The organism is Actinomycetota bacterium, assembly GCA_040755895.1.
Lineage (GTDB): Bacteria > Actinomycetota > Aquicultoria > Subteraquimicrobiales > Subteraquimicrobiaceae > Subteraquimicrobium.
The window spans coordinates 1-4170 of the sequence record JBFMAG010000145.1 but is presented as its reverse complement, the minus strand read 5'-3'; the positions used below and the strand labels follow the sequence as shown (position 1 = coordinate 4170).

The window sequence follows — 4170 nt, the reverse complement described above, 5'->3', positions numbered from 1 at the left end:
GAGTTGCTCCTGGCGGCAACATTAAGGGGTTGTCATCCCCTGGATTTTCTGGAGTAGCTTGCCCTCCGTCTGGATGGATGGAGCCACAATCACCTCCGCCTTCTGGAAGGATTTGATATTTTCATATCCACAGGTAGCCATGGATGTTCTAAGAGCACCAAAGAGATTTAAGGTACCGTCATTTTCGTGAGCAGGACCGATCAGAATTTCCTTTAAACTGGCAGCGATTCCCGCATATACCCTGGTGCCCCTGGGTAGCTCGGGGTGGAAGGTTGCCATCCCCCAATGGTAGCCCTTTCCCGGAGCCTCCTTTGACCGAGCGATGGGGGCACCGATCATCACCGCATCGGCTCCACAGGCAAAAGCCTTCGCGATATCTCCCCCCGTTCTCATCCCACCATCGGCGATAACCTGAACATATTTTCCCGTCTCATCGAGATGTCTCGTTCTCGCCGCAGCTGCATCGGAAATCGCCGTTGCCTGGGGTACGCCCACCCCCAACACCTGACGGGTGGTACATGCCGCACCGGGACCAACCCCCACCAAAACCCCGACGGCGCCGGTGCGCATCAGGTGGAGAGCGGTAGCATAAGATGCGCAGCCTCCTACAATTGCGGGGACATCGATGGAGGCGATGAACTTGTGAAGATCCAGGGGTTCGCGCCGAGAACTCACATGTTCGGCGCTGACCACCGTACCTTGAATGACGAGGATATCGAGTCCCGCCTCTAAAGCGATTTTATAGTACCGCTCAACCTTTTGAGGAGTGAAGGAGCCAGCAGCTATAACTCCCGCTTCTTTGATTTCCCGAATTCGTAGGGCAATCAATTCCGGTTTTATTGACTCCTGATATATCTCCTGTAATTTTCGGGTCGCCTCCTCATCCGAGAAACCGGCGATTTCTTGAAAAATTGATGCCGGATCTTCGTAGCGTGTTTGTAGTCCCTCCAGATTTAAAACCGCAAGCCCTCCTAACTTTCCCATCTCAATGGCGAGTTTTGTATCCACCACCGCATCCATGGCAGAAGCCAAAACGGGTAATTTGAAATGAAAACCCCCGATTTCCCAAGAAATATCGACGTCTTCCGGATCCCTTGTTCTTCTGCTGGGAACAATGGCAATATCATCGAAACCGAAAGCCATCCTTCCCTTCTTTCCCTTACCAATCTCCATTTCCATATTCCAGTACCCCCGTCTGCTTTGTTCAACCTCAAAATTCTCAAAATTTTAAAATAATTTTCTCTTTTTAAAAAACAACCCAGAACGCTTTAACCCAAGTTTCTAGGTCAAGCCTGGGTGTTTAATCATCCGCCTTTGAACTTCCGCCACCTTACTCTTTACCTTGCATCGGGATTTAAAATTAATTTATCTTAGCACCCTAAAAGAAATGGTGTCAAGATTTCTGATTCTCGTCACCGGGGGGATTTCCTTCCACAGGACACAAATAATGGATTCTGCATGACTCATAATTCTTTCTTAGAGTTCTCCTGGTATCATTTGACCACCTCAAAAAAATTCCAAATTCTAATTTCTAAATCCTAAACAAATCCAAAACCCTGATTTTCTAAATCCAAAACCTGTTTTGAGCATTTGAACTTTGATATTTGATATTGCTTAGAGCTTAGTATTTTGGATTTAGGATTTATTTCAAAAGGGCCTCATCCTTAAACAGGCTATGGACTTCGAGTCTTTTCGACCCCCCTATAATGGATTATAAAATGGTGGAGGTAATTGCTTTGAAGGGGGACCGTCCCCAAAATAAAAAGAGGGTCAGTTTCCTGACCCCATTCAAAAACCCGTGAGTTTTTACATCATGCCTCCGGGAGGCATGCCCGCAGCAGGTTTTTCCTCCTCAGGCTTTTCTGCAACCAATGCCTCCGTGGTGAGAACCATAGCCGCAATGCTTGCAGCGTTCTGAAGAGCCGTTCGAGTTACCTTGGCTGGATCGATGACCCCAGCCTTGTTCATATCGGTATATTCTCCGGTCATCACATTGAGGCCCTGTCCTTTTGGTAAGGCCTTGGCCTTCTCCACAACAATTGAGCCCTCAAAACCAGCATTCGCTGCCAACTGACGCATGGGCTCCTCCAAGGCGCGCTGGACGATTTCAATTCCGGTGACTGCATCCTTTGATAAATCCTTCTTATCCATCTTTTGAAGAGCAGGGATGATATTTATGAGCACCGCTCCTCCACCGGCTACGATTCCCTCTTCGACTGCAGCCTTGGTTGCGGATAGAGCATCTTCAATGCGGTGTTTCTTTTCCTTAAGTTCGGTCTCGGTGGCGGCACCAACTTTGATTACGGCGACTCCACCAGCGAGTTTGGCCAAGCGTTCTTGCAGCTTCTCCCTATCGTACTCGGAATCGCTCTTCTCGATTTCCGCCTTTATCTGATTGATGCGGCCCTTTATGGCTTCAGGGTCGCCTTTCCCTTCGACGATTGTGGTATCATCCTTGGTTACCTTGACCTTGGCGGCTCTTCCGAGCATATCCAGAGTGGTATTTTCAAGCTTCAATCCAAGTTCCTCGGTTATCACCTGACCACCGGTGACGACGGCGATATCTTGAAGCATCGCCTTTCTCCTGTCACCGAAACCGGGAGCCTTCACGGCTACACTCTGGAAGGTACCTCGAATCTTGTTCACCACCAAGGTGGCCAGGGCTTCGCCCTCTACATCTTCAGCGATGACGAGTAGAGGTTTACCAGTTTGCATCACCTTCTCCATAACGGGAATAATATCGGCTACGGGTGCGATCTTTTGATTGGCGATCAGGATATATGGTTCTTCGAGGACAGCTTCCATTCGCTCGGGATCGGTGACCATATATGGAGAAACATATCCCTTGTCGAATTGTAGACCCTCCACGACATCGAGCTGGGTTCCTATGGTTTGCGATTCTTCAACGGTTATTACACCATCTTTGCCCACCTTCTCCATGGCATCCGCTACCAGATCGCCGATTTCCTGATCGGCAGCGGAAATTGCTGCAACGGAAGCGATTTCGTCCCTGGTCTTGATGGGTTTACTCAACTTCTTTATTTGCTCAACGGCTGTGTCCACCGCTTTTTCAATGCCTCTCTTTAAGAGCATGGGATTTGCTCCAGCGGCGACATTTCTCAAACCCTCTCGAATCATGGCTTGAGCCAGAACACAAGCTGTGGTAGTTCCATCGCCCGCCACATCCTGAGTCTTAGTTGCCACTTCCTTAATGAGCTGGGCGCCCATATTTTCATAGACGTCTTCTAGCTCGATTTCCTTGGCAACCGTTACTCCATCATGAGTGATGGTGGGTGCACCGAACTTCTTATCCAAAACGACATTTCGTCCCTTGGGACCCAAAGTCACCTTTACTGTATCTGCCAGTTTATTTGCTCCTTGTTCGAGAGCCCTTCTCGCCTTCTCATCGAACTCCAAAATTTTTGGCATAAGCATTCACCCCCATTATTTAACGATGGCTAGGATATCATCTTCACGCAAGATGAGGTATTCCTCGCCTTCGATTTTAACCTCAGTTCCGCCATACTTGGAATAAATCACCTTATCTCCAACTTTGACCCCCATCGGCACCCGCTTGCCCTCCTTGTACTCACCGGGTCCAACGGCTATTACTTTGCCCTCTTGGGGCTTTTCCTTTGCGGTATCCGGAAGAACAATTCCGCTTTTCGTTTTCTCTTCTTTCTCGCTAGGTTTTACCACTACACGGTCCCCTAAAGGTTTTAACTTCATAATCTCACCCCTTCACAGTATTTTAGCAGTCTTTGTATGAGAGTGCTAATTTTTTCAATCGATATCTTACAACATAGAAAAAATTAATTCAACAAAATTTTCTTTAAAAACGCTCCACTTCCCACCAGGAGACATAGCAAAGCAAAAAGGTCACCATAGCACACGTAAAATGTGCTGCCCTCAGTGAAGTATCCCTCACTGGCGAGGATTCGCCTGTCGAAGAGAGCGGTCCTCTCAAGAATACACCCATGCGGATCGATGATTGCAGACACGCCCGTATTCGCTACCTGCAAGGCGTATATCCCATTTTCCACCGCTCTCAAAGCTGTTATCTGTACATGCTGCTCAGCAGCGGCCGTTCTTCCAAACCAGGCATCGTTGGTTATGGTTATGAGCAACTGCGCTCCCCTTGCGACCATCCTCCGACAGAGCATGGGATTG

General features: G+C 48.5%; 4 protein-coding genes. All 4 read right to left on the bottom strand.

The window, feature by feature from the left end; genetic code table 11:
• Positions 1 to 21 precede the first annotated feature (21 nt).
• Positions 22 to 1179 carry a GuaB3 family IMP dehydrogenase-related protein gene (locus AB1466_06850; GenBank protein MEW6189802.1) on the bottom strand — a complete coding sequence of 386 codons (1158 nt, stop codon included), beginning with the start codon at positions 1177 to 1179 and terminating at the stop codon, positions 22 to 24.
• A gap of 627 nt (positions 1180 to 1806) precedes the next feature.
• Complete coding sequence (gene groL / locus AB1466_06845; GenBank protein MEW6189801.1) at positions 1807 to 3429, bottom strand: chaperonin GroEL; 1623 nt, start codon at positions 3427 to 3429, stop codon at positions 1807 to 1809.
• 15 nt (positions 3430 to 3444) lie between these two features.
• Positions 3445 to 3729, bottom strand: a complete 285-nt coding sequence (gene groES, locus AB1466_06840) for a co-chaperone GroES (protein MEW6189800.1) — start codon at positions 3727 to 3729, stop codon at positions 3445 to 3447.
• 83 nt (positions 3730 to 3812) lie between these two features.
• Positions 3813 to 4170, bottom strand: a 358-nt coding sequence (locus AB1466_06835) for a nitrilase-related carbon-nitrogen hydrolase (GenBank protein ID MEW6189799.1), incomplete at its 5' end; no start/stop codon positions are given.